We start from the raw sequence: 18,563 nt of genomic DNA on the forward strand, positions 1-18,563 counted from the left end.
TCAATACGCATTCTTATTAACAAAACCTTTAAACACAGTCATGACAATTATTCGCAAATCGAGCCAAAGCGACCAATTATCAATATACCACAAATCATACTCTACTCTTTTTTGCATCTTTTCGAGCGTATCAGTCTCGCCACGATAACCACTGACTTGCGCCCAGCCCGTTATACCGGGCTTGACCTTATGCCGCTGCATATAGGACTCAACCAATTCTTTATAGTATTCATTATGTGATAACGCGTGAGGTCGCGGGCCCACGATAGACATGCGACCTTGCAAGACATTGAAAAACTGCGGTAACTCATCAAGACTTGTTCGCCTTAAAAAAGCACCAACCTTCGTTATACGCGAATCGTTTCGAGTCGCCTGCGTTACCCCCCCCGAATTCTCATCATGCAACACCATAGACCTAAACTTATAAACTTTAAAGCATTTCCCATTAATACCAGTCCGATACTGCTTAAACAATACAGGGCCTTTCGAAGTCAACTTTATTGCTATTGCAATAATTAAACAAATCGGAGCAATCATCAATGAAATTAATGAACCGACTACAAGGTCCTCCAATCGCTTCAGCAAGCGAGGGGGTCCATCCATGGGACTGCAACTCAAGTCCAGTGAATAGACTCCCGCTATATGACTCACCCTGTGGTTTAAAAGCGGGATGTCTTCCCACTCTGGAATAAATCGAACCGCAACGGTATGATGGCGAAGCGCATACATAATCGAATGAATCCCACCCCCATCGCTCAGCGGTAAGCATAACCAGACCTCATGTACTCCCAATTCGTTAACCTTTGCAACTAGTTCTTCCAGCCAGGCTTTTTCCAATTGGAAGGGCAGGCTATAAACGACCTTGAAACCATACTCGTCGAGCGCAGGGCCGTTACTCAACTGGCTTGCCAACCTCCCTCCCGAGTCCACGAGTAGGACTGTTTTAAGGTTCAGCCCTGAAGCTCGCAAACGTCTCAACAGTAAAAAGACGCTCAACCGAAGCAAAAGGCTTAATCCCCCCCCCGCTACAAGCATGGTGCTAAACCAAATTCGTGAGTAGTTTTCGGATATTTTAAGAAAGAAAGTCAACGACAACAGAATACCCGCCGCCGCTAACCAGCCAGCCAGCAGCACACTGAACTGACGAAGGAATGCGTACCCTCGTTGGGAGCCGTACACCCCCCCCATTCCCAGACAAAGCACGACCACAATCGCCGTCAGCATTGTTGCGCTGTTATAGCGACCGGTCATTTCTAAGGTGCCGAAACGGTAGTAATGAGCCAGGATTCCTGCTAGGAGGACTGTCAAAAAATCCAGTAGCGCCACAAAAAAGGGCACGGGATAACGCTCGGCAAAGGTTGGCCTATAACGAGGGATAGCTTGCATATCCTTTACGAAAACTCCGACTGAACGCGAACGATGAAGGCAATAATACTGCCCTTTACCACAGATATCTAAGGAAACTCCGAAAGCTTACTCAAACGCGTCGCAGGGGCGTCCGATTCGGCCTGCCCTTTAGCCAGATGATTTCATGACCAAGGATAGGCCCGCAAGCTCAAGCTCACATACCTCTAAGGTAAATGAAAAAGCGCGACCTGGCAGCTTACTGACTTTGATAGGTACTATATCATCCCGAGGCCGTTAGTGGCCAAAACCCTCGCATAGGCGCCGGAGGAGGTAGCCGATACGAAGCTGGGTTCTCCCAGTTCCGTAGGTGAAAAAGAAGCCAACCTCACATGCCGACGCTGCCATCAACGCAGCACTGGAGCACGTACCCTGCCCCTTTACGATAATCTCGAACCAACGCCGGGAAATTCGGCGAAGAGGAATATCGTCACTAGCACAACTTAGGTACAGAAATAAGAAAGTTGCTGGCAAGAAGACCAAACCCATCTTCTTATTCTCACGCGCACTTGATCAAAAGCCAGTTGAAAAAAACATCAAAAAATCATCACAACACAACAGCCGCTAGATTTACTGGAATGTAGCATTAGCGGTACCTTTGTGCTTAGGCCAAAAAGTAAACTTACACCACATATAACTCCTTGCGCTTCAAGGCAAGCTTTCGATAAGAATTATTCACCATATCCCGAAAAGGCCGCTCCACGAATACAAACACAACGATTGAAAGAAAAACAAGAAACAGAAAATACAAATAGAATGCAGAATCTCCTGCGCGGACATACCACTCAGAAAACAATGCCTTGAAGGCTAGAAACACAGGCAGCTGCAATATATAAAGAGCATAGCTAGCTTCACCCAGAATAACTGAAATCCTATTCGCCAATAGCCATGAAAACAAACGAGAGGAAACCACTATAGCGAAAATAAAGAAAGCGTAAAGCGGAGCTAATCCGCCCGCTGCATTCAATATCTTAAATCCAAGCAAACTGGAAACACGGAAATTTAGCGCAAAATATATAGCGCACGCCGACGCCAGGACCCCAAAAAATGCGAGTAGCACCGCCCGGCGCGATGCCAAATCTGCCTTATAAGCTATTAACAAAAACGCGGTTGCAAGTCCAACTATAAAACTTGCCAAGTGAGATATTGGAAAATAGAATATCAATGCATGACTTAATTTCCCACCAACCTTGTAGAAATCTGAATAAAACAGATTAGCAAGTACAAGCTGTGAAAAAGCCCAGACCAAGATTGCAAAGACAGAAAAGGAAAATGCCGAAGCCTTAACTTCTCTCATCAAGAAGAGAGCTAACGGGAATAGTGCATAGAAGAATAGCTCGACAGAAATTGACCACCCGGGATAGTTTCCCCAGCCAGCAAATTGAGGAAACCATGCTTTAAGAAGGGTCACGTCGACAATCAATTGCCAAACACCAAAAGACCTGAAGCATAAAAGCACCAATAATGCCAGCATGTATACAGGAACAATTCTAGCAAACCTAGCAATGAAATACTCACCAACATGGAATCTAGGACGTTCCAAGTAAACATAAGCCATAATGAAGCCGGAGAGCACAAAGAAAAAACCAACCATTTGTGGCCCTGCTGTCAGAAATCCTTTCCCGACAGAATCCACCAAGCCGACATTACTACCAAAATGAAAAACCACAACTATCGCTGCAGCTAAAAACCTCAATCCCGTCAAGACCCGCGTATCCATTCCCTGCCCCCCAACTGCCCCAGAGCAGCTAATTACTTTTTAAACACGCCGACAACATCGTCACCCTTTAGCACTAGCAAAGCGGTAATCTGACGTTTTTCCATGACTGCCAAAGCATCCTCTATTCGAGTCCCCGTACAAATCATTACAGGATCCGCGCTCATCAGCTCCTGAGCTGTCTTGGAGAACACTTCTTCGCCGTAGCATTCAATCGCCCGCCGAATATCTCCGTCAGTTATCACCCCCCAGCCTGTATCTGATCTAACAATCGCCAACCCTAATGACGCATGAGTCATTGCCTGGATTACATCTAAGACTTTTGCGCCCTCACCCACAAACGGTAGTTCGTCCTCTACCATCTCATCTTCGACAAAGCGTAAAAGACGACGACCCAAAGATCCACCTGGATGTAAACGAGCAAAATTTTCAGGCTTAAATCCTCTGACCTCCATTAAGGTCACCGCTAAAGCGTCCCCCATCGCCAAGGTAGCAGTAGTAGAAGATGTGGGAGCTAGTTGCAAAGGGCAAGCTTCTTGATCAACTCGAACGTCAAGATGACAATCTGCGGCTCGCGCCAACGAAGATGATGGATTTCCGGTAATTGCAATCAGGAAGTTTCCATTATCCTTTAAAAAAGGCAGCAGCTTGACAACTTCTTCAGTCTCCCCAGAGTTAGAAATAGCAATAAACACGTCCGCGCTTGCCACCATACCTAAATCACCATGATAGGCCTCACCAGGATGCATAAAGAAACTTGGCGTACCGGTACTTGCGAGCGTGGCTGCTATTTTCTTACCAATGATCCCAGACTTTCCCATACCGCAAATGATTACCCTACCATGGGAGCTCACTATATGAGCTACTGCTTTACTGAAATTCTCGTCAATCCTGTCTGAGAGCGCAGCTACAGCCTCAGACTCGATTTGGAAAACCCTCCGCGCCGAGGCTACATAATTCAGCATAAGCTCAACCTTACTCGTAATATGTTCCATGGGTTAGCAAATATCCATAACTGGGAAAGCCTTCACAATATCGTCCAAAACCTTAATTTGAGCCAGGAAAGGTTCTAGCTTATCCAGCGGCAAAGCACTAGGGCCGTCGCATCGCGCCTGATCGGGATTTGCATGAGCCTCCAGGAATAACCCGGCTAAACCTACAGCCATACCCGCTCGGGCAAGCTCTGCGACCTGACGGCGGCGCCCACCTGAAGCCTCGCTGCCGGCATCACGCCGTTGCAAGCTATGGGTAACATCGAAAATCGCGGGGTAACCACCCGACGCCTCAATCATTTCTTGGAAACCGAGCATATCGACTACCAAATTGTCATAGCCAAACTGACTACCGCGCTCGCACAAGATTATTTTGTCATTACCAGCTTCTTGAATTTTCCCAGTAATGTGTTTTATTTGCGAAGGTGAAAGGAACTGAGGCTTTTTAATGTTTACCGCGCGCCCGGTCTTGGCGATAGCCACTACCAAATCAGTCTGACGGGCGAGAAAAGCCGGAAGCTGCAGCACATCAACGACCTCGGCAACAGGCGCTGCCTGCTCGATCTCATGCACGTCAGTAATGATTGGGCAGCCAAAGCGCGCCTTCACCTCCGAAAACATACGCAGGCCTTCCTCCAAGCCGACACCACGATATGACCTAATTGAACTGCGATTTGCCTTGTCGAAGCTAGCCTTGAATACATAAGGGATATTCAGCTTCTGGGTGACCTCTACAAAATGCTCGGCCGCACGAAGGGTACTGTCCAAGTCTTCAAGCACGTTGATACCACCGAACAGTACGAACGGTTTATTATTCGCAACAGCAATTTTCTCACTAATGTGGACGGTAACAGCATCGATGGGCATTGGTAACTTTCGCCTTTCAAAGTATTGGGATAAAAGTTTGTAGCAGATTAGCAACGCTGCCACTGTGCGGAGACGGGATCATAGCGTTTCACGATGCGAGCAGGTGAGCCGACGATTACACAAAAGTCTGGGAACTTACCCCGAACAACTGAATTGGCACCCACTATGCACCCATCACCTAAAATGGTTCCCGCCTGTATACGTGCGCCCATTCCAATAAAGCAGTTTTTGCCAATCTCCGTTTTCTTCCAAGTTGTAATTTGATCCAATACTGGGACACCAATAGACTCGTACTCGTGCTCAATATCGGTAATGGAGACATAACCTGTGATAAGCGTACTTTCCCCGATATGCAGATCTCCCATACAGGTGACATGTAGCCCTTGCCCAATCGCCACATTATCATGTATAAACAAGCGACCTATACCGTGACATTCTGCTCGCAAATTCGGAAAAATACGTACACGCTTACCCACATACATACGTCGAGACCGGAATAGAAATATTGGCGGACCGATATAACTCGGCATAGAAAATTGGCCGAAGACTATTTTATACAATAGCCCTCGTATCGCCCACGCCACTTTAAATAAATTGTGCACTTCAAGATCTCTCATTGAGCAAAACTGCGCGGATGCGCGTAGCCTGAGCGTCGTCGTCATTAAACCACTTACTCAATTTCTGCGTTCTTTTCCTTGCGCACTCAGGGAATCGTATATCTTCAGACCGAGCTGCTATTATGGTCTCTGGACTACTAAAACTCAAACCGTCAGCGCAAAAAGCTGTGGAAAGTCTCCCGTCATTTAGCAAATAAACTGGCACATTAGCATACAACATTTCAATGGTTGCCCCAGTCATGTGAGCCACACCGAAGTCAATTTTAGCTAAATAGCAAGACAGACCGTAATGACCAATCCCAGCACAACGTTCATCCAGCAATTCCAAATATTGCTTTGGTGTACTCCATGGATGTAAGCGCACCACATATTGTAAATCTAGACTTTGAGCAATTCGCTTAGCAGCATCTAGTAGGGCAGCATTGGACGCCCTACCATTCTCTCCATTAAGCATCACACCGAATACACCGAGCGAAGGGTGAGGTGTTATAGCATCCCAATCCTTGATCCATCCGGTGACAATCAATTGCTCTGCTTTGAAACCGAAACGAACGAATTCGCTTGCGGTTGCTTCACCCCAGCATAAAATATAATTTGAAACGAAATTCGCATATGCTTCTGCATCGGAACTAATGTTAGAAGCATCGAGAACTCGATATTGGCCATGCTGTGTTGTGAATGTCTTAATATCAACGACATTGGCCATTTGCGCTAACAAATTTTCCGGGGCATGTGCATCGCAAAAAGTAATAAGTCGTTTTTTATCCTGAAGTAACGCGGGAAAAATTCGCTTCGCCGTAGAACGATACTTAGATATCAGTAACGCGCAACCCAAACGTTGTAGAGCATTGACGTCGTAACCTTTAGCACCATGCCAACCGCTAAAAAACTCTTTCAGTGTAAAAAAAGCCTGACCTAATGAAAATCGCTCTATGGATTCGGCGTAGCCACAATTGGTGCCCAGCAACTCACGCAACCTCTGAGGAATGTAATCATAATCAGCCCTCCGCTTGTAGCGACCCGAATAGTATAAAAGTATCGAGCCCCCCTTCGACTTCTCCAGCGAAACGCACGTCGAAAAGAACAGGGAAAATATAATCTTCTTGAATAACCCAATTAATGACTTATCATACAAATAAGGTGCAACCACATGAGCATAATTCACGCCACCGAAGAAAGCCGTGCCACTAGACTTAAAATTTTGTATTTTTTCATAATCATGGAAGGAAGTCATTTCTGCTCGTCCTGGGGAATAATAAATAGACTATACACGCGCACACCAAGGACGAACGAAAGTAATGCGTAAGAGCAAACCAAAGACACCGAGACTGCCTCCAGGGAGAAGAAGTGACTGGCCGTAATGAATACTAAGCTCCCCACCCCATTGATCGCAGCTTGGGTGATAAACAAAAAGTTATCGTCATGCGCCATACTCAGCACTATTGAAAACAAAGCAGAAATCGAAAAAAACAATTGACTTATCAACAAAATAAGAAGCATTGTCGTCATATTATTGCTTACCTCTGCATAGGCAAACAACCATTGACGAGTCAGCACAAGAAATAGTGCGCCCCCTATGCTAGCTATCATTATGGTTAGCAGGGAATATCGGACTATTCTTCGGAGTTGCTGCAAGTCGCCTGCGGCATATAATGATGCGAAGCGTCTTGAAAAAGTGAAGTTAACTGCCAACATAGCCAAACTAATGAGCGTGGCAAGTTTTTGCACCACTACGAACCCTTTATACGCCTCGTCGCCATATGAATATGGAACAATGAGTAGAGCTGCCCATCCTAGTACTTGCTGTGCTAGTACAACTACGCCTAATTTGTTGGCAGCACTGCTATCGACACCCTCCCACTTCAGCTTATATGCCATCAAAAGCAAACCCAGCGGATTACCGTAAAAGCTTATGGTAGTGAAGAGATACACTACGGCAGATACACAAGTATAGAGGAGAATAAGATCACGAGCATCAGCCTTCTTGCTACTGATCAACACAAGTAGGCCAAGAAGGGACAGCCCTGGCACTACGATGTTTAGAAGAAAAGTCGCCAAGTTGGTACGACCACTGCCTTGCAAAATGCGGGCAATACATGCTGACAATGCCACAAATGCAGCAGCGAATATAGCGTTTATCAGACTGAGTGTATCAATCGCCACCAAGGTGTTTTGAAACGTTGGATGCCAAACCACTACAGATAATAATAACAAGCAAATAACTACCCAGAGAGCCACGCGCCGATGTGAAAGGGCCGCCAAGTGCTGCGCCGTTTTCGGGATCTCCTCTGCAGACAGTTTAGCTACCCGACGGATAATGACTTCATCTAACCCCCAACGGAAGCAGACCGCTGCGATAGTGCTAATGTTGAACAATAAGAAAAACCGCGCGGCTGAATCTGTAGGCAAATGACGCGAGACCATAACAGTAAACAACACTGCAATTCCAGAACCTAAGCCACGAAGAATAAGTGTATTAAGTACAGCAGCCACACGCTTAAAGTTCATTGTGATAAGTGCCCGCTCACCTTAACAAAATCTTTCGAAGCGCGGGTTTGCACCCTCCGTCGATGCCCTTCAAGATGGAGCCAGTAGATCATCATAAAGACAAGAACTACTCCATTCACGTAATACTCCCCCATGCGCAACAAGATAATCATTAGGGTAGCAGTATAAGCAATACTGATAGCTGGAGTGTCACCTCCACGAATCTCACGCCAACACCAAATTAAAGATATTAAAAAAAGAAGCCAGCCAGCAACACCAAGCTCTGCGGTAAGGCGTGCAAAAAGTGATGTTCCAGAGCCGCGACCTGGCAGGTCATCACGATAATTAGGCATTTCATAATCATTAATATAGTGATCAAAAACAGCACTGTACGTTCCAAAACCTGTTCCAAATCCATAATTATCCTGGATAGAACGCAGAGACATGGACATATTTACAGCAAGCGAGTAGGTGCTAATATTCATACCTGTACTCATAGTAAGCTCAGCACCCCTTATCACCGCAAGCGTGTCATTCAAGCGCATTTGGAAAAATTCTAATTGACTTGCCTTGTATCCACCAAAGCTGAGTAGAGGTATGATCAAAAACAGTACCCAAGCATGGCGAAGCTTTATTCCAAACACGATCGTTATCAGTGCCGATATAAACAACCCCAAATATCCAAGAGAAGATGTTGAGAGCAACACAGCACCAATGACAACCACCGCCCGCAACTCAAATTTAAAGGTGCGTGTAAAGTTCGATACGTAATAACTACCAGCAGGCAACAAGGCACAAGCAAAAAATGCTGGTTCAACACTTAAACCGGCGACACCAAGATATGTTCCATAATTCTTTGCACCATCCGCCACAGGGAGAAGGAAATCCACGCCGGAAGCCAAAAAAAGCAGCTCTTGGAGAACCCCTATACTAGAAAAAATAAATGCGACGTCGAGATAACGCTGAAACAAACGCTTTGCCGATCGCCCACACAAATCATAAACAGCTGTGAAAAATAGGACAAAAAACAAAAGCATGGCGATCTTCACAAAAATAGAGATCAACCTATTTATATCCAGGTCGTAACTAAAACCCGAAACTACATAACCCAGAACTGAAATAGCGCACAATGATAAAAACAATAAGACATAGACCCTTCTAAACCCAAATGACTTTATCCGCACAATAGCAAATACATACGTGACAATCATCAAAAAATATGAAAAAAATAAAATCCCATAGCTAGTTTCAACATAAAGCCCCGATACAAATATTGAGGACAGTGCAAGCCACACCAATACTTTGTCGAAGCCAGATTTCTTTTCTGCTGTGTCATTTTTCATATAATTAATGGAACCAATGACGAACAATCACTCAGGTGTTTATCGGAAAATCCGGTCTACCCAGGTCGAAACCGAGTATTGTTCGCGAAGCACTGAATCGAAGGGTAATTCTTTTCGATAAAGGAACTCATCGTCAACCACGGGATTTTGTCTATCCACCAGTAGTACACCACGTGACTGATAAAGATCATAGTTAACCACATCCGCATTAGTGGTAATAAGCTTACGTTGCGCCCCTACCGCCTCGATTGTGCGCATAGTCAAACCCAACTGGCCGGGTCGATTTACATCGATTACCGCCCGACTTTGAGCAATACGTTCTACTACCGCGCTAAGCTTCATTCCGTTGAAGCTGACATATTTTCTACCGAATCGACGAAAGCCAGGGTCCATCAGGGCGCGCAAGCGGAATAGTAATTTTGAAGGATAATAGCAGAACACAAATACCTTCCGTCCTCGCGCCTGCAAGCTATTAACTACTTTCTCTAAGACCTTGTAACGATCAGTGTGAATAGTGCCTATAAAACAGGCGTCGTACTCCGGCGCATCCGACCACTGTGCCGAACGTTCAAATTCCCTCCCGTAAAACAGGGGTAGGAACTCCAACTTCATATTCTGCTCAACATCAGAGCGGTCGAAGGAAAACACTTGATCAAATTCGCCCAGCAACTTACGTGCATTAGGGTTATAATGCATGGAGTCCCAGAGATACAAGCTTAAACGGGCTTTAGGCTGAATCTCGCGAAGCCGCCTCAGCAACTTTATTGAAATAGCCTCACCCCGGACAATCAAAATATGATCGTATGTTTCCCCACAAGTGGACTCTATGATATTTCTATAATAAACATCCGTCTTACGTGCAAGTAGGCGCCGATCCACCCGGATCAGCGCCTTAGTCCAAAAACCATTATCGGGGCGGTCGTTAAAGTATTCGACACTTGCTCCCTTCAACTCCAGTTCTGCTTTAATAAGCTTCTCGTAGCCGAAAAACATTGGAGCGATGAACAACACTCGCTTGCCAACTAAATTTTTTGCGCCATCCATCACTTTAATAAACCCTTAACTCGTAACTCATTAACCGAGCGCTCATAGCCAGAATCACTGATTTCTTGGGTTTTCACCCACTGCGAAAATGCCTTGACGCCTTCGATGAAGGAAACTTTTGGGACGAAGCCGATATCATGCTTAATATTAGAGAGATCAGCGATATTATGACGAATATCTCCGATACGGAAATTACCGGAAACCTTGATTTCGCCCCCAACACCGTAATTGGATTTGAGCAAGTGCGCTACGGTCAATACGTCTGTGGCCTCTCCCGTGCCCACATTATAAGCAGTGCCCGTTACGTCCGAATCAATAGCTGCGATGGTCGCGTCAATCACGTCATCGATAAAAACGAAGTCGCGGCTCTCTTTGCCGTCCTCGAATATGTTCACATCTTTGCCCTGCAAGAGCAATGTGGAGAAAATCGAGAGGATACCTGTGTAAGGATTTTTCAGTGACTGACCAGGACCGTACACATTTTGGTATCGCAGCGCCACAGCACCGATGCCCAAAGACGCACCTCCAGTGAGCATCAACTGCTCCTGTACTTGTTTCGTAATGCCGTAGATCGAGCTAGGATGAATGCGCGAGGACTCATCGGTCGGTACGGGTGTGGCAATATCACCAGTTTCCGGGTCTCTGCATTCGAAGATGCCAGCTTGCAAGTCTCTCAAGGACCGTGCACCCGGGTAGACGAAGCCATTTCGGCCTTGATACTTGCCCTCACCATAAATCGCTCGTGAAGACGCAACCACCAGACGGCGCACGGATTCACTGCCAGCTTCCTTTTTTGCCAAGATGTCTAGCAGCAAAGATGTACCGCGAGCATTGACGTCTACATAGCGGTCAATCTCGTACATGGATTGGCCCGTGCCGGTTTCAGCAGCCAGGTGCACAACCACCTCTTGCCCCGCCAATACGGCTGCCCAGGCAGCACGATCACGAACATCCCCTGTTACAAAACGAACCGAAGCAGGCAAGCGCTGGACAAGCGCAGATGTTTCAGGATTTTCACCATGAATTTGTGGCGAAAGATTATCCAGAACAGTTATCTCATCTCCTCGTTCCGCAAGTGCAATTGCCAGCGCGCTACCGATGAAGCCCGCGCCGCCAGTGATGAGAATTTTCATTGACACTGTTCCTTTCAAAAAAATATAAGTATGGCTGTTGCGCGAGCGCAGTGCAACACAGCCCGAGCGCATCACCCTTTTTCAACCACATCCAGCTGACGTTTGCAACACACCGGAGCTATCGATGCCTCCGGAAAGCTACCCGCTCGCCCTGCATCATTCCTGTACCTAAATACATGTATGGTAATCTCTAAGGGTTAGATTAAATGATAAATACGTGACGAGTAATTCAGGATGAATACCCAGCCATTCATAATCAATTGCAAATCAATAGCAGCCACGAGATATACGAGCACTTTCAACTTACACTCAGGTCAGAATAATCGCGCGCCTCGCGAGAAGGTTAAAGTAGTGACAACGTGAAAAACCGTACAAGATCAAAATGCTCAGCTCGCACTCCATACCATATCAAAAAACTGTAACACCAACTGTAAGCGCAGGCTATAAAACTCACCACTCAGGCCAGCCTCTCAACTGTATCACTCTCAAGCAATTCAGCCACTCAACCAATTATGCCTGCAGCATAATACATCCAAAAAAATCTATCTTGTAACCGGACTTCCTTGATGCACCTTGGAAAATCCACCTAAAAATCCTTAACGATGTCCCGACGCTATTGCTGAACAGCGAACTAAACCGGACCACTTTGAGCCACCGGGCCGCCCCTGGATATAATGAAACTTTTAAACCAACAAAGCTATGACTATCCATAATTTTTATGGCTCTCACAGAACCAGCTTAAATATTTAAATTTATCCCTAAAACCTTGCCCAATCGCGCCCCCCGCCGTACTTAAATCCGACCTAAAGCGCAGTGTATGAGCAGAGGTATTTAAGAAGAGTGTCGCAGAAATTTAGTACCACTCACCTACGCAACCGCAAACGGGTCGAATACAGACAGTGGATTTGAGTATGATCAAGCTACTCCAGATCACTCGACGAGACCGGCCGAAGAAGTGTATTGGTTTCATACTCATAGGTTGAGCAAAGAGCGTAAATGAACGAGACTGTGGCACACATACGGTAATGGGTCCGATCAAGAGGCCGCCGCCGCGCTAATCGGAATATCTTCAAAATCTCTCTGATCATGAGAAGCGGTATGAGGGCTCGGAATAAGGCTGGTCATAACATGGCCTGTATTTCTATCAGTAGCAAATCATCCGACCAGAACGGAGAACGTCTTTTCGCCATCATTGCGCAATAGCCACAAAATGCCCGAGAAAACTATCAACGTCCCGCACGGATGAACAGGCCAGTGCGCCATCTTAGCGCTGCAGTCGCGTAAAAAACGCCATCACTTGGACATACCTGAATGCTCTCTAGAACCTCGCACGCCCATCTCAGACTTGAGATTCAACAAGAACGCCAACAGAGCTCCAATGCCCAGCCCCCCGAGCACTCCTAGAACGATAATTAGTAATTTCTTGGGCTTGACTGGTTTATCTGGAGACTCGATTGCGCCGTCTTGCCGGTAGACTTGAACTACGCCAGGATCAATTTGCAAAGAGCGATAGAAGGCTAGCGCCTCTTCCCTCTGCCGGAGGTTATCCACAAAAGGATCATCTGATACACGCTTACGCAGATTCTCGATTTCAGCCTCTAACGCTTTAGAGCCACGCATGTAAGTGAGAGAGCCATCCATCCCAGCAGAGACCTCGGTAGAGAGATTGCCAGAGATAATTGGCGGCTTTTCTAAACCAATCGAATGAGCTACTCGTAACGCCTCTGTCAGCTGAGCAACCTGATCCTCGCGCTGCTTACGTGCGCTTTCTCGCGCAGCTTTAATTTCCTGCTCTAGGTTATTCGCTTTTATCGTTGCGTCAGCCTTTGCGTCTTTGGTGACCTCTACCTTGCCACGACTACCTGCCATCTCTATGTAATGCACTGCCCACTCAGCAGCCTGCTGCGGATCCGGTAGCCGAGCCTTTACATAAAAACGATTAGGGGTTTCCTTGGCGGCTGCCCCTAATGAAAGCACTTCTTGAAATTCGCCGTACAGCTCATCCTGTGAGCCTCCCCGCTCATCCTCAGGCAAACTCGGCAGATAGATAGTGCGAAAGAACTCCCTACGCAAAGACTCCGACTGAAGATTGCGAAGGTAGATTTCATACACATCCTTGACCCCGAGCATACCAAGCCCAGAGCTCCCCCCGCGCCCGTAATTCAACTGAGCAATATCATTCTGCGAAGGTGGCTGCACAAAGACTTTAGCCTCATAAATCGGCGTTGCGAAGAGCGCATATAGCACAGCCGCCCCACCCACGATCGTAGCTGTCAGCACGATCAGACCCCTTCGCCTCCAAAGTCCTCCCACCAGCTCGAACACATCAATTTCATCATCACCATGCAGGCGCTCACGATCATCGCGCATTTATTCTAGTTTTCCTTGGGTCCGTCTGGTTACATACATTCCTGGATAAGGCCTCAGCCGCGCCAACTCGGCGGCACCCCCAACCCTATGAAGCGTAGCGGCAAATCGCCAACATGCTTGGCGCGCTTCTATCCATAAGAGTTAATCAGTAATAGAGAGAAGCTGTCACAGAAAAGTTCCTTCTTTTCCGATCACCGCTTTGCAGCCCATCAGTTGATCATGATGCTATGCACACATCCACTTCATTTCCCGTCTCAGCGAACCTGCGGACCATAGCCTGCGCCAGCCCCTGCTTCGCCTCGCCCTCCCCATGCACCAACACCACCCGCTTTGCCACACTCCCCTCGCCCAACGCAAACCTCACCAACCCTTCCTGATCCGCATGCGCCGAGTACCCACCCAACGTCATCACCTTCGCACGAATCTCATACATATCCCCGTCCAAGTCAACCCGCACAAGCCCTTCAGCCCTTTCACTGCCCTGTATCACCGCCCCAGGCGTCCCCCTCCCCTGATACCCGACGAAAATCACCTCATGCCGCGAATCTCCAAGCATCGCCTTGAGGTAATTGACGATCCGCCCACCCGAGCACATGCCGTTGCCGGCAATGACAATCGCCGGCCGCCCAGTGCTCTTGAGGTAATTGACCACCTGCTGATGCTTGGCATGGCTATCGATGCACAGCAGTTGCTCGAACGCCAGCGGCTTGCGCCCTTCGCTCAACCGCTGCCTGGCCTCATCGCTCCAGAACCGATGCAGCTCCCGATAGGCTTGAGTGATGCGCAGGGCCAGTGGTGAGTCGAGGATGATCGGCAGTCGCGACCAGATGAGGGCATCATTACCCGTGATCCCCCCCTCTGCGCTGAGCAAGCCTTTGCGATGCAGAATGTCTTCCAGCTCATACAGCAGCTCCTGCGTACGGCCAAGACTGAACGCGGGTATGAGGATGGTGCCTTGATCGGCGAGCGCGCGATCGATCGCGGCTTCCAAACGTTGCTGTCGCTCACTACGATCAGGGTGCAGGCGGTCGCCATAGGTGCTTTCCAGCACCAACAGGTCTGCGCGTTCAGGTGGTTGAACGGGCCGTAACAGCGGGTTGTTGGGCGCACCGAGATCGCCCGAGAACACGATGCGTGTGCTGCCCTCTTGACCTGCCCGCTGCACATCGCATTCGACATAAGCGGAACCGAGCAGGTGCCCAGCGCGCTGCAGGCGGATGCGACACACCAGGCCATCAGCTTCGACCAGGTTGTGCCACTGTGCAAATGGCAAGTGCGTAACGAGGCTTTCGAGTAGCGCCAGGAATCGCGCAACTTGAGCAGGCTCGCTGCTGACAACGAGCCTGTAGGCATCTTCCAGCACCAGGGGGAGCAGTTTTGCAGAGGGCTCGCTACACAGGATTGGGCCGCGATAGCCGGCAGCCAATAAGGCAGGGATTCGGCCGACGTGATCCAGGTGTACGTGGGTGACGATGAGGGCTTGAATACCCTCGATGGAAAACCCCAGCGGCGCTGATTCGGCACCCGGGGCTGCATCACTACCTTGCTCGAGCCCACAATCGACCAGCAGGCTGGTATGGGGATCAAGGTGCAGCTGGTGGCAGGAGCCGGTGACGCCTCGGGTGCCACCGTGGTGCGACAGGAAAGGGTATTCCATGCGAGCGACACCTTTGCGGGCCAGAAAAATGAAGGGCGCTATTACTTCATTCTGGGCGCGGCCTGCCAATCGAAAAAATTGGCTGCACTTGTAGGAATCGCCTGTTAGTTGCCTGCCACGGCCGCCTGACGGGCCGAAGCGCGAATTTTGCGCTTGCTGCGCATCACCCCATAAGCACCGAGCAAAGGCCCGACCGCCAGGCCGACGACCAGGGCAGCCAGCACCAGTACCGCAACCGGCACCGCAGGCGCCGCCCAACCGAACAACACCAGTGAGACCGCTTGCTGATTTTCCAGCACGAAGAACAGCACCACGGCCGCCAGCAGCAGAACGAACAACGCCGCCAGGGCGCGCTTGAGATTACGCATCAGTCTGTTCCTTCCCTAATCAGGTGTGGACCTCATGCTCTTCTTCATTGACCCGGTCACGCAGCTCTTTGCCCGGCTTGAAGTGTGGCACGAACTTGCCTTCGAGGCTCACCGACTGGCCGGTCTTGGGGTTGCGCCCTACCCGGGGAGCGCGATAGTGCAGAGAGAAGCTGCCAAATCCACGGATCTCGATGCGATCGCCAGTGGCCAGGCATTGCGACATCTGCTCAAGCATGGTCTTGATGGCCAGCTCGACGTCCTTGGACGAGAGCAGCCCTTGATGGGTGACAATACGTTCGATCAGCTCCGACTTCGTCATATTTTTCCCTTCGTTATCAAGCAGCTAGATCATTGCTTAACCAGTTTGTAGCACGCTCTGGGGGATTTGAACAGGGCGGTTCTTGACTTAATAAAAAAATTCAAGATTGGTGCAGTGGGAGATGAGGGTGCGCACAGTGCTGGGGCGTGGGGTGCTCACACGGGTATGGTGGGGTTAGGGCCTCTGGGGCTGCCTCGCAGCCAAGGCAATGCCTACAGCGCGCTTAAGGCATATACAACTGCTGTAGGCGAGCCTGGCCGGCACTGGCATTAGCAGGGTCGACATCATTGCCTGATTAAGCGCTATCGCGGGGCAAGCCCGCTCCCACGCTGGAACCTGCTCCCTGCGCGGCAGCGCAGCCCGCGAGGGCTAAGTGATCTCCTAGGCGATGAGTGCCAGTCCTCGGCGGGAGAGAGGGGCTTAAAAGGCGGGCAATAAAAAAGGGCGACCTAAGTCGCCCTTCTTTTACCGATCAAACAGAACTCAGTTCTGTTTGGCCATTGCTTCGCGCAGCAGCGCAGCCATGGTGGTGTCGGCAGCAGCTTCTGGAGCCGCTTTCAGGCTCTGGATAGCTTCGCGCTCTTCAGCGTCGTCTTTCGATTTGATCGACAGGCTGATAACGCGGGACTTACGGTCGACGCTGATGATCTTAGCTTCGATCTCTTCGCCTTCCTTCAGGACGTTACGGGCGTCTTCGACGCGGTCACGGCTGATTTCGGAAGCTTTCAGAGTGGCTTCGATGTCGTCGGCCAGGGTAACGATGGCGCCTTTGGCGTCAACTTCTTTGACGATACCCTTAACGATTGCACCCTTGTCGTTCACAGCAACGAAGTTGGAGAACGGATCGTCTTCCAGTTGCTTGATACCCAGGGAGATGCGCTCGCGCTCTGGATCGACCGACAGGATGACGGTTTCCAGCTCGTCGCCCTTCTTGAAACGACGTACGGCTTCTTCGCCGGTTTCGTTCCAGGAGATGTCGGACAGGTGAACCAGACCGTCGATGCCGCCGTCCAGACCAATGAAGATACCGAAGTCGGTGATCGACTTGATGGTACCGGTGATCTTGTCACCCTTGTTGAACTGGCCGGAGAAGTCTTCCCATGGGTTGGACTTGCACTGCTTGATGCCCAGGGAGATACGACGACGCTCTTCGTCGATGTCCAGAACCATAACTTCCACTTCGTCGCCAACCTGAACGACTTTCGACGGGTGGATGTTTTTGTTGGTCCAGTCCATTTCGGAAACGTGTACCAGACCTTCAACGCCTTCTTCCAGCTCAGCGAAGCAGCCGTAGTCGGTCAGGTTGGTAACGCGAGCCTGTACGCGAGTACCTTCTGGGTAGCGTGCAGTGATAGCGACCCACGGATCTTCGCCCATTTGCTTCAGACCCAGGGAAACGCGGTTGCGCTCACGGTCGAACTTCAGGACGCGAACATCAACTTCATCGCCAACGTTGACGATTTCCGACGGGTGCTTGATACGCTTCCAAGCCATGTCGGTGATGTGCAGCAGGCCGTCGATACCGCCCAGGTCCACGAATGCGCCGTAGTCGGTGAGGTTCTTGACGATACCTTTGACTTGTTGGCCTTCCTGCAGGGTTTCCAGCAGGGCTTCGCGCTCGGCGCTGTTCTCGGCTTCCAGGACGCTGCGACGCGAAACAACGACGTTGTTGCGCTTCTGGTCCAGCTTGATGACCTTGAATTCCAGCTCTTTGCCTTCGAGGTGGGTGGTGTCGCGCACTGGGCGGACATCAACCAGGGAACCTGGCAGGAACGCACGGATACCGTTAACGTCGACAGTGAAGCCGCCTTTAACCTTACCGTTGATAACGCCCTTGACCACTTCTTCGGCGGCGAAAGCTGCTTCCAGAACAATCCAGCACTCGGCGCGCTTGGCTTTTTCACGGGACAGTTTGGTTTCGCCAAAGCCGTCTTCGACCGCGTCCAGCGCAACGTGAACTTCGTCACCGACCTTGATGGTCAGCTCGCCAGCTTCGTTGTAGAACTGCTCGAGCGGGATGACGCCCTCGGACTTCAGGCCAGCGTGTACGGTAACCCAGTCGCCGTCGATGTCGACAACGATACCGGTGATGATCGCACCCGGCTGAAGATTGAGGGTTTTCAGGCTTTCTTCAAAGAGTTCTGCAAAGCTTTCGCTCATTTTAATTCCTGTAGATTTGGGCGAAGGAAACGCCCCTAGCCACATTCCAGACAATGTGGGTTTCGTTATGTAAAGGAAAGCGGGC

Annotated in this window: 15 protein-coding genes; all 15 read right to left on the reverse strand. The window is 49.3% G+C overall.

The genetic code is table 11. From position 1 onward, the window contains the following. The gene (locus HU737_RS15410; protein WP_186554774.1) at positions 1-1,386 is read right to left on the reverse strand and encodes an undecaprenyl-phosphate glucose phosphotransferase; all 1,386 of its coding nucleotides are present in this window, start codon (positions 1,384-1,386) and stop codon (positions 1-3) included. Between the two features lie 640 nt (positions 1,387-2,026). Further along, positions 2,027-3,124 (reverse strand): acyltransferase family protein, encoded by a 1,098-nt coding sequence (locus HU737_RS15415; RefSeq protein WP_186554773.1) that lies wholly within the window; start codon positions 3,122-3,124, stop codon positions 2,027-2,029. Positions 3,125-3,156: 32 nt separating this feature from the next. After that, a complete protein-coding gene (locus tag HU737_RS15420) occupies positions 3,157-4,116 on the reverse strand; it encodes a KpsF/GutQ family sugar-phosphate isomerase (protein WP_186554772.1) in 960 nt (319 codons plus the stop codon). A gap of 3 nt (positions 4,117-4,119) precedes the next feature. Next, positions 4,120-4,980 (reverse strand): 3-deoxy-8-phosphooctulonate synthase, encoded by an 861-nt coding sequence (gene kdsA, locus HU737_RS15425; RefSeq protein WP_186554771.1) that lies wholly within the window; start codon positions 4,978-4,980, stop codon positions 4,120-4,122. A gap of 47 nt (positions 4,981-5,027) precedes the next feature. Beyond that, entirely contained in the window at positions 5,028-5,642 is a 615-nt protein-coding gene (locus HU737_RS26440) for an acyltransferase (protein ID WP_367616038.1), read from the reverse strand. Continuing rightward, on the reverse strand, positions 5,584-6,831 hold the full coding sequence (locus HU737_RS15435) for a hypothetical protein (protein ID WP_186554769.1): 1,248 nt from the start codon (positions 6,829-6,831) through the stop codon (positions 5,584-5,586). The genes HU737_RS26440 and HU737_RS15435 overlap by 59 nt, the downstream gene beginning before the upstream one ends. Beyond that, the gene (locus HU737_RS15440; RefSeq protein WP_186554768.1) at positions 6,828-8,105 is read right to left on the reverse strand and encodes a lipopolysaccharide biosynthesis protein; all 1,278 of its coding nucleotides are present in this window, start codon (positions 8,103-8,105) and stop codon (positions 6,828-6,830) included. The genes HU737_RS15435 and HU737_RS15440 overlap by 4 nt, the downstream gene beginning before the upstream one ends. After that, positions 8,102-9,427 (reverse strand): O-antigen ligase family protein, encoded by a 1,326-nt coding sequence (locus HU737_RS15445; RefSeq protein ID WP_186554767.1) that lies wholly within the window; start codon positions 9,425-9,427, stop codon positions 8,102-8,104. Before HU737_RS15445 ends, HU737_RS15440 begins: the two co-directional genes overlap by 4 nt. 39 nt (positions 9,428-9,466) lie before the next feature. Further along, on the reverse strand, positions 9,467-10,471 hold the full coding sequence (locus HU737_RS15450; RefSeq protein ID WP_186554766.1) for a WaaS/CpsH family glycosyltransferase: 1,005 nt from the start codon (positions 10,469-10,471) through the stop codon (positions 9,467-9,469). Continuing rightward, the gene (locus HU737_RS15455; protein ID WP_186554765.1) at positions 10,471-11,604 is read right to left on the reverse strand and encodes an NAD-dependent epimerase/dehydratase family protein; all 1,134 of its coding nucleotides are present in this window, start codon (positions 11,602-11,604) and stop codon (positions 10,471-10,473) included. The genes HU737_RS15450 and HU737_RS15455 overlap by 1 nt, the downstream gene beginning before the upstream one ends. A 1,293-nt stretch (positions 11,605-12,897) precedes the next feature. Beyond that, positions 12,898-13,974 carry an LPS O-antigen chain length determinant protein WzzB gene (locus HU737_RS15460; protein WP_186554764.1) on the reverse strand — a complete coding sequence of 359 codons (1,077 nt, stop codon included), beginning with the start codon at positions 13,972-13,974 and terminating at the stop codon, positions 12,898-12,900. Positions 13,975-14,191: 217 nt separating this feature from the next. Then, positions 14,192-15,631: an MBL fold metallo-hydrolase RNA specificity domain-containing protein gene (locus tag HU737_RS15465; RefSeq protein WP_186554763.1), complete on the reverse strand. Its 1,440-nt coding sequence runs from the start codon at positions 15,629-15,631 to the stop codon at positions 14,192-14,194. 104 nt (positions 15,632-15,735) lie between these two features. Beyond that, positions 15,736-15,999: a lipopolysaccharide assembly protein LapA domain-containing protein gene (locus HU737_RS15470; protein WP_186554762.1), complete on the reverse strand. Its 264-nt coding sequence runs from the start codon at positions 15,997-15,999 to the stop codon at positions 15,736-15,738. 19 nt (positions 16,000-16,018) lie between these two features. Beyond that, on the reverse strand, positions 16,019-16,318 hold the full coding sequence (gene ihfB, locus HU737_RS15475) for an integration host factor subunit beta (protein ID WP_186554761.1): 300 nt from the start codon (positions 16,316-16,318) through the stop codon (positions 16,019-16,021). A 483-nt stretch (positions 16,319-16,801) separates the two neighbouring features. After that, entirely contained in the window at positions 16,802-18,478 is a 1,677-nt protein-coding gene (gene rpsA, locus HU737_RS15480) for a 30S ribosomal protein S1 (protein WP_186554760.1), read from the reverse strand. Positions 18,479-18,563 lie beyond the last annotated feature (85 nt).

It is taken from the genome of Pseudomonas urmiensis (assembly GCF_014268815.2).
GTDB classification, from domain to species: domain Bacteria; phylum Pseudomonadota; class Gammaproteobacteria; order Pseudomonadales; family Pseudomonadaceae; genus Aquipseudomonas; species Aquipseudomonas urmiensis.

Bases quoted from the DNA above. Each gene is read 5' to 3' on its own strand.
- HU737_RS15415 (WP_186554773.1), bottom strand. From the start codon at position 3,124: ATGGATACGCGGGTCTTGACGGGATTGAGGTTTTTAGCTGCAGCGATA.
- HU737_RS15410 (WP_186554774.1), bottom strand. From the start codon at position 1,386: ATGCAAGCTATCCCTCGTTATAGGCCAACCTTTGCCGAGCGTTATCCC.
- HU737_RS15450 (WP_186554766.1), bottom strand. From the start codon at position 10,471: ATGGATGGCGCAAAAAATTTAGTTGGCAAGCGAGTGTTGTTCATCGCT.
- HU737_RS15455 (WP_186554765.1), bottom strand. From the start codon at position 11,604: ATGAAAATTCTCATCACTGGCGGCGCGGGCTTCATCGGTAGCGCGCTG.
- HU737_RS15420 (WP_186554772.1), bottom strand. From the start codon at position 4,116: ATGGAACATATTACGAGTAAGGTTGAGCTTATGCTGAATTATGTAGCC.
- HU737_RS15445 (WP_186554767.1), bottom strand. From the start codon at position 9,427: ATGAAAAATGACACAGCAGAAAAGAAATCTGGCTTCGACAAAGTATTG.
- HU737_RS26440 (WP_367616038.1), bottom strand. From the start codon at position 5,642: ATGACGACGACGCTCAGGCTACGCGCATCCGCGCAGTTTTGCTCAATG.
- HU737_RS15435 (WP_186554769.1), bottom strand. From the start codon at position 6,831: ATGACTTCCTTCCATGATTATGAAAAAATACAAAATTTTAAGTCTAGT.
- HU737_RS15440 (WP_186554768.1), bottom strand. From the start codon at position 8,105: ATGAACTTTAAGCGTGTGGCTGCTGTACTTAATACACTTATTCTTCGT.
- kdsA (WP_186554771.1), bottom strand. From the start codon at position 4,980: ATGCCCATCGATGCTGTTACCGTCCACATTAGTGAGAAAATTGCTGTT.
- HU737_RS15460 (WP_186554764.1), bottom strand. From the start codon at position 13,974: ATGCGCGATGATCGTGAGCGCCTGCATGGTGATGATGAAATTGATGTG.
- HU737_RS15465 (WP_186554763.1), bottom strand. From the start codon at position 15,631: ATGGAATACCCTTTCCTGTCGCACCACGGTGGCACCCGAGGCGTCACC.
- rpsA (WP_186554760.1), bottom strand. From the start codon at position 18,478: ATGAGCGAAAGCTTTGCAGAACTCTTTGAAGAAAGCCTGAAAACCCTC.
- ihfB (WP_186554761.1), bottom strand. From the start codon at position 16,318: ATGACGAAGTCGGAGCTGATCGAACGTATTGTCACCCATCAAGGGCTG.
- HU737_RS15470 (WP_186554762.1), bottom strand. From the start codon at position 15,999: ATGCGTAATCTCAAGCGCGCCCTGGCGGCGTTGTTCGTTCTGCTGCTG.